The following is a 7,508-nucleotide window of genomic DNA, read 5'->3' on the forward strand; positions in this document are numbered from 1 at the left end:
GCGGCAGCTTCAGGACCAATAGCGTCAAGAATCTGACTAAGCCTAAGCGGTACAGAACCTCCTGCCTTCGGAGTTGAAGACATAGGAATATGTCCCATGGACATAAACTTAGACTCAACCTGACGCAGGAGATTAAGTGCCTTAGCAAATCGAGCAGGACTCTTAACATTAACCAGATGCTTAGAAGTAAGTGCGTTCCAAACGTTAACCTGCTTGGGACCAGTAAAAGAACCATGCTTAGTCATAGCTGCCTTGTACTTAGCAGCATCCTTAATACCGGACGGAATAGTCTTAAGACTAAGCTGGGGCTCAAACTGTTCTACAACGTCATCAATAATACCAGCATCCCGAGTAGGGTTCTTACCTACTGGAATAGCTGCTCCCTTAGCACCTTCGACAAGTCGATTAAGCGCTACAGGGTTACCAGCTACATCATTGATAATAACTTCAGCAGCACGAATTTTAGTCGGAACCTTCATTGCCTCAGCATCGGCACTAATAGTACGTCCGAATGCTTCAACAATCTTCTTGCGCTCTGCCGGAATATTAAGACGCCGTGTGAAATCAGGGATCTCACTAATACGCTCAATGAGCGCGTTAGTCTGAGGAAACTTAACACCAGGATACTTAGTAGCAAGACGATTAGAAAGGTTAATAGCCCAATTCTTCTCCCCTGTAGCCGCACGCCTAAGCAAGTCACCAGTAAGTTTAGTAACAGCAGGCTGGGTACTAAGAGAATTTGCAATACGCATCTGTGCATCAGGAACACGCGGAGCAGGGAAAATATCCTGATGAGGCTTAGCCTGTCGTTCTGCCTGGACAGCTTCACCAGGAGCCCAACTATTAAGCATTTCATCAAATGGGTCTACTGTATTTACTTCTGGACCCTTAGCTACAGTAGGTGCAGCAGAATCAAGAATATTGGCTACAGGAGGAGTAGTAGTCATTTCCGCAGCAGACTTGGGGAAATTAAACCACTCAGGCGGCTTAATAAGACCAGTTCCCGCGGGATTGATAATCTTATTCTGAACAGATCCAGGATCAATACTGACCTTATAGCTGCCAGGTGCCTTACCTGTAACTACGGGTCCAAAGGATTCCTTGGTATTAGTGATTGTACCCTCGGGTACGCCCTTGAAACCTTCGTAAATATTCTTGCTCCCGGTAACAAGTTCACCGGGAATTTCTGCACCCTTACCTGCAATAGCAGCAGGCTTAGACCAACCAGTAATGAGGTTAGTCGGGTCGGCCACCATAGAAGCACCAAGACCATAAATATGCATCCGCTGAAAATAGTCTTGGATCTTCTCGTCAGTAACGTCTACGGCCTTCTTATCAAAGTCGTAGAAATACTTGTTTTCGTCTTCGTCGTTAAACTGGTTAATCTTCTTCTCACGAAGACGTGCCCGAACTTCTTCAAGATTTTCGGGCTTCATAGCATCTTCAGCAGACATATGAGTATCAAGGCGAATAAGGAAATCACCGAGATATTGCTTATCCTGGGGATCAGTAGGATCCATACCTACTGCATCACCCATTGCACCTCTAAGTCCTGTGCCTACTCCCCTAGCTCCACCACTAAAGATACCGCCTGCAATTTCCTTGGCATCATTAAGAACACCATCAGTATCACTACTTTGGTGTCCTGCAAGTGCATCGTCAGCAGCATTAGCAATAGCATAAGCGGGAGTGCTAAGCAGGTCTACAACTCGTCCCCAAAGAGTTTGTTCACGCTTGGGGGCTTCTCCCTTAGAATTGAGACCCTGGCTAAGCAGACTAGAAATAGGTGTCTTATTCCAGTGAGACTTAGCCAGGATATCAATAGCTGCTTGAGAGAGCCCAACATGATTTCGCATCTGTCCCAGGTCCATAGGGGGAAAGGTGCTACTAAAATCAATGGGCTTATATCCCTCAAGCATAATTTACTCCTTGGCTACAGGGGAAACGAGCTTACGACCAAGAACAGCACCAATAGCCACAAGTGCAGCATCAATACTGTCCATGCTAAGACCGCCATTAAGATAATCACGCACTACGATCGCGATAGCGATAACAGCGCCAATCCAAACGATAGGTTCCTTAGAAGGACTCATATTACTTCAACTTCCCCATGTAAGCAAGCAGCGCATTGATTGCATTGTTAACATCGTAATCACTAAACGTGGTGTTTCCTACAGGAGTATTAGGATCACCCTCCTGCATACGCTTACGCAGCATATCCGTAAGATAATCAGGCGTAACGTCCATCATGACCGGCTGATTATACCCGTCCTTCATATCAGGACTCTGATACTTACCGGCTACTGCTTCCTTGCTGGACATAACATCTGTGATAGCTTCCATAATGGCCTTAGAACTAAAGGTATCCTGGCCACCGTAGATGCCACCGAGGTAATTGCTAGCCCCAGAGGGGCCGTTGGTGCCCTTGAAGAGGCTGTTCCCATCGCCACTTCCGGACATCTTATTCTGCATCTCCTGCATTTTAAGCTGGAGATTAAACATCTCCATCATACGCTTATATTCGGCTTCTTCTGCTGAAGAAACTCGCTGCGCATCTTGCTGCTGTAGCTGAGCAAGCATTGCAGAAATAGCAGATTCCCTACCGGCGTTAAGTCCAGCAAGTTTTCCACCAGCACTCTGCATGTAATCTTCAAGCTGAGCACCAATATCCTGTGCTACGTTCTGCCCAGCAAGACGAGTATTATTAGAAGACTGTCGCTGATAAGCGAGATCAGAATTCTTCATTTCCTGGAGCATCTGAAGTGCCGAAGCTTCCTCAGAATTACTCTGATTCTGGAAATAAGTCTGATCTTCCATAGCCTGTTGTGAGGCTTCTGGAGCAGCTGCCTGAATACCAAGCTTCTTAAGCAACTCTGCCTGCTGATTAGCTTGCTGATTATACTGACCTGCAAGCTGCTGCTGAGTCTCGTTATAACGATTCTCAGTTTCCTTAGAAGCAGCTGCCATCTGCTGAGTAATCTGTGGCATTTCAGAGGCAATCTCTGTAGCCAAATCCCCATACATTTGGCGCGCAGTATTCTGATTAGCAGTACCGCGCTGCTGAGTCCTCGCCATTTCAGCCTGAAGCTGCTTAATAAGCGGGTCATATTGTGCGCCTGCACTACCTTGTGCCTGCTGCATAAGCACATCATAAGGCGTGGACTTAACGTTAATCCCCTGAATCTGCTTCATAAGCTGTTCAAGAGGATCGGCCGGCATACCATTATTCTGTCCACCAGGGACAGGCTTATTCTGTGCTAGTGCAGCCTGAGTATTCGCCTGCTGCCTAATAGCATCAGCAAGCGAATTAGCCATACCGGCCTGATTCCAAGGACTCGGCTCTGCCATTTTAAATTCCCAACTTAGCAGCTCGTCGCCTAAGTGCGTCCTGTCGTGCAGCATCTCTTTCCAGCTTCAATTGACGCTGAAAATTAGTGCGCTGCATACCAAGGTCGCCTAGCTTATCCGTCTGCCCAGTTTGGAGGTTCTTAAGCTTGGCATTAAATTCAGTATTGTAATCGCCGAGTGCCTTAGCGAAAACTCCTGAGTGGAGAATACCTCGTCCAGCAAAATCGTTTTGCTGATCGTCGCGATCCTGCGCACCCTGCCTATTCATAGACCGAGTAGTTTCAGCATAATCACGCTTTGTAATCCCAGTCTGACGATTATACTGGGAGTCGTAATCCTTCTGAGACTTAAGGAAGTTAGCGAGTTGCTGCTGATAAGTAGTATCTCCGGCAAGCCACTTATCTGTGGCCGACTGCTTCTTTGCTGCCATTAACCTCCTTACTTAGGCCGAAAGCTTACGAGCAATAGCTGCTGTCTTAACCCCAGCATTTGCTGGAGGTGCAGACTGCATCACTCCCCCAACAATATTCTTAGGGGGTGCTGGAACCTTAGTTCCAGGCTTTACCGTCTTAGTTGTATTAGCAACTTGGTAAGGAATAGCCGCACCTGCGCCTACTCCAAAGTCAGAGTTGGTAAAACCTTCTTTCTGACCCAAAATCCTACCCTCGCTATAGGTAGAATTCTTCTTAGACTTATTAGCCGCCCCAATAGCCTTAGTCATGCCGGCACGGTTATCGTCAGAAAGCTTACGCTCAATAGCGTTACGCTTCATCATAATCTGATAATCCCGCTGGCCGTACAGAGGACTATTAAGATCCGCCATTGAGCACGTCCTTATTCATCGGATTCCCTGTAGCCCCACCCTTCATCCTGCGAATAATCGCATTCTTACGAGCTTGTGCCTTATTGTCTCTCTCAGCATATCCCTTGGGATTGGCTACAGGACCAATGTTAGGCATTGTACGACCAGCACCATAATGCTTTTTACCAGCTGCGTAAGAATTGAATCCAGGTTTAGTGTTAGGGAGGATTTGATTACCGAAATGGTCTGCTCTTTGCATTAGTTTACCGCCTTGGAAGCGAGCTGCTTCGCAGCTACAAAAGCAGTAATTGAGTATAGCCTAACGGGACCATCTGATGTATTACCCTTTGTAGCGAGATCAATTTTAAACTTCAGAAGCCTAAATCTCAGAGACTTAGGAAACCTAATAAACTTAATCTGCTTTGCAGCATCCGCCGGGACTATCTGCGTAACACCGGGCAAACTAGTTAGCGGATACTCCCAACTACCCAAATCATGCCAATACATTGTAGACAACTGATTCCACGTTGGCTTGAACGTAACCGACTGTGGGAACAGAGTACCTGTTACTGAACGACCAGTGTAGCAGTCAATACCCCAATGGAGAAGCCGCTTAAACCTATGGCTCAATCCGATATTGAACTGCTTAGTAGTCATAGACAGAACAATATCAACAGGGGTACTAGGAGCAACAATATTACCATTCTCCACAGTGGAGATATCATACATATCCTTCATCTGGAAAAGCTTGAAATACATCTTCCAGTTAATAGGAACGCCTACACCCTGACTATCAGGAACAGTAGTCAGACAAGATGCGGCTACATAAGTATCGTATCCCTGTAGCACACCTGCGTCTGTGTTATCCAGACGCATAATAGGACCAATATAGTTAATATTGAAGTCTTCAGACCGCCATCTAGTCCAAGCACGAAGACGAAGATGGTAGACATAAAGCTTATTATAAAACCTAACTACTACCCTATCCCCCACTACCCGTAGCCAAATAGGCCATTTATAGGCAACATTAGAGGCGCCGGTACCGGGTGGGACAATAGCTACAGCGGAATCGTATTCAAAAGGTAGCTTAACGCTTACTCGCACAAAGTCGTAGTTAGACATTTCGTAGACTTGATTGTACTTGAGAATAAAAACTGAGTTCTCGTATACATCTACACAGTTACGACCAGATGCTCCGATGTCGTTATTGATGATATTAAGGACCGCCTGAGCAGGTCCAGTATCGTAAGACAATACGTAAGTAGCGGTGTTCTTAAAGATTACGATATTGTCCTGATAGATGACAAGATCATTAACAGCATCCCCATCACCAGGATTAATGTCAAAGAAGTTAGTACCCGGCCAACTAGTAAAGTCGGCTACAGCGGAGAAGTAGAGTCGAGAATCATTGGCAATACTCTGACGGCCACCGATCCACAGACGATCCTTATAAATAGCTGAAGCATAGCCCGAAGGCATAGACGCAATAGCAGTAACTAGACCGCCGGTAAGATCGTATCGCGCTCCCCCAACCTGTGTAAGATCAGGAACAAGGTATACGTAGTTAGCGTATCGATGCGCCTTACTAAATACACCATCAGTAATCTTAGCCAAAGTTCCCGCTAGTACACCGTCTACGTAGTAAATGTAAGCAGCATAAGCACCAGTGTGATTGCTAGAAACAATGACAAATCTCTTGGATTCAAACGTACCTGTTCCAATAACGAGCTGATCACAATTGGGTGGAACTGTTCCACCAAGACCACTAGCAGTTTGTACTGCCTTCATTAGTGACCAAGGAGGACGAGAAACTAGACTACCATCCAGACTAATATCAAAGTTAAGACAATCCACTACTTCGTTATCGGAAATCATAGCCTGATCAGAGTATAGATTCATACCCCCGGCAAATGGCCCGATTACAAACTCCTGGGTGGCGGTACCACTAGTTTTTGCCATTAGTAGTAACCTCCGTAATCCCCATAGTTCTCGTCCCCGGGCAGGGTTGTAATACGAGGATAGTATTCCTGGGTAGTCCACTTGTTACGGTCGTTAAGCTTCATCATTGTTTCGTCAAACTGATTCTTCTTAACGACTGCCTTCTGCGTGTCCTCGTCCAACTCGTAAGCCTGCTGAAGACAAAAGTCAACAATAGACTTATGATACTGAAGAGGGACAGACAGGTTATCTGCCATAGTTACTACGGCAAGGGGATGCTTAACGTAGTAAATCTTCAGTGCACTAGCGTTAGTTTCATTAGGCTTAGGAAACAGCGTAATCTTATTGTCCCAAACCATGAAATATTCAGGAGTTCCAGGGCCATAAGGTGCGCTAGTTGACGACTCGTATCCGTCAATGTATTCGTTAAACTCATTAAAGCTCAACGGCTTAAGACGAAATCCGTTGTACTTAAGAGTACGAAGAAGGGAGAGATCAGCGGGACAATCGTATTCCATCTGATTCTGAATTACTCCCGCAATCGCGGTAGTCTCCATAAGTCCTTCGTTACTAAGTACAATCTCCTCTTGAGCGTCATTAATCCAACGGATGATATCGTCATCAGTAACCTGAACTCCGGACTCATCACCAAATGTACGTTTTACCCGAGTTGCGACCTCCTGCACGTTCAAAGTTTACACCTCCATGACGATAATAAGACTTCTGGTTTCTCAGAATAGATACTGCCATTTCATGATCTTCTGCTCGCTGCTCCTGCTCCTGTTTAGCAATAAGAAGCTCACGAGCATTGTTATAGTTCTCAATAAACGAGAGTCTATTAGGTCCACGCTGCTGGTCTGCTTCAAATACCCGAGCTAGCAGACGTTCATCCGCTTCTTCAGCAACGCAGACGAGATAAGGCGCCGTCCCATTAGTGGGGAATTGGACAACTCGAAATGCGAGATCTTCCGCAGATCGCTTATCCGGAGGAATCCACTGTAGCTGAAGCGTAGGGTCGTAGTCCTGTAGAATTTCATTAATCTGTATCTGCTTTTCACTAACAAAATGGCCATCTACAGGGAAATAAAAATTCCCTCGACTTGTAAGCCTACTATCCAGCGGCATTGAATACCAATCCTAGATATGAAAGAGCGGCTACAGGGAGATTATTCACCTGTAGCCGCCCTAGACAATATTGCTTAGCTCTCGGTAACGTCCCGAATAATTCCATGGGCGTTACGTCGGTGAGTACCAAGCTGGCAATACTTGTAAAGCGTCGCAGTGTAAGCATCGTAATCAATAACGCGCTGCCACTTAGAACCGTCACGGTCCATGAAAGACCAATCGCCCTCGCGATAGATCTTCAGTTCCTTCTCATTAATAAAGTACATACGGTTAGGCTGGCAGTCCACGTCAGTAA

The 7,508-nt window shown here is 46.0% G+C and carries 8 protein-coding genes; all 8 read right to left on the reverse strand.

Annotated features, from left to right (window positions below):
• A partial coding sequence (locus tag VIP81_RS13715) for a hypothetical protein (protein ID WP_331961456.1) occupies positions 1-1,919 on the reverse strand: 1,919 nt, incomplete at its 3' end.
• 175 nt (positions 1,920-2,094) lie between these two features.
• Positions 2,095-3,348: a hypothetical protein gene (locus VIP81_RS13720; protein WP_331961459.1), complete on the reverse strand. Its 1,254-nt coding sequence runs from the start codon at positions 3,346-3,348 to the stop codon at positions 2,095-2,097.
• A gap of 1 nt (position 3,349) precedes the next feature.
• A complete protein-coding gene (locus VIP81_RS13725; RefSeq protein ID WP_331961462.1) occupies positions 3,350-3,778 on the reverse strand; it encodes a hypothetical protein in 429 nt (142 codons plus the stop codon).
• Between the two features lie 12 nt (positions 3,779-3,790).
• Positions 3,791-4,171: a hypothetical protein gene (locus VIP81_RS13730; protein ID WP_331961464.1), complete on the reverse strand. Its 381-nt coding sequence runs from the start codon at positions 4,169-4,171 to the stop codon at positions 3,791-3,793.
• 237 nt (positions 4,172-4,408) lie between these two features.
• A complete protein-coding gene (locus VIP81_RS13735) occupies positions 4,409-6,109 on the reverse strand; it encodes a hypothetical protein (RefSeq protein WP_331961467.1) in 1,701 nt (566 codons plus the stop codon).
• Positions 6,109-6,774, reverse strand: coding sequence for a hypothetical protein (locus VIP81_RS13740; RefSeq protein ID WP_331961469.1), 666 nt, complete (start codon positions 6,772-6,774; stop codon positions 6,109-6,111). The genes VIP81_RS13735 and VIP81_RS13740 overlap by 1 nt, the downstream gene beginning before the upstream one ends.
• Entirely contained in the window at positions 6,734-7,213 is a 480-nt protein-coding gene (locus VIP81_RS13745; protein WP_331961472.1) for a hypothetical protein, read from the reverse strand. Before VIP81_RS13745 ends, VIP81_RS13740 begins: the two co-directional genes overlap by 41 nt.
• 74 nt (positions 7,214-7,287) lie before the next feature.
• A partial coding sequence (locus tag VIP81_RS13750) for a hypothetical protein (protein WP_331961475.1) occupies positions 7,288-7,508 on the reverse strand: 221 nt, incomplete at its 5' end.

It is taken from the genome of Chitinophaga sp., assembly GCF_036566945.1.
Lineage (GTDB): Bacteria > Bacteroidota > Bacteroidia > Chitinophagales > Chitinophagaceae > Chitinophaga.

What these genes read in the sequence shown, in the direction of transcription:
- VIP81_RS13745 (WP_331961472.1), bottom strand. Translation starts at nt 7,213, where the DNA reads ATGCCGCTGGATAGTAGGCTTACAAGTCGAGGGAATTTTTATTTCCCT.
- VIP81_RS13725 (WP_331961462.1), bottom strand. Translation starts at nt 3,778, where the DNA reads ATGGCAGCAAAGAAGCAGTCGGCCACAGATAAGTGGCTTGCCGGAGAT.
- VIP81_RS13735 (WP_331961467.1), bottom strand. Translation starts at nt 6,109, where the DNA reads ATGGCAAAAACTAGTGGTACCGCCACCCAGGAGTTTGTAATCGGGCCA.
- VIP81_RS13730 (WP_331961464.1), bottom strand. Translation starts at nt 4,171, where the DNA reads ATGGCGGATCTTAATAGTCCTCTGTACGGCCAGCGGGATTATCAGATT.
- VIP81_RS13720 (WP_331961459.1), bottom strand. Translation starts at nt 3,348, where the DNA reads ATGGCAGAGCCGAGTCCTTGGAATCAGGCCGGTATGGCTAATTCGCTT.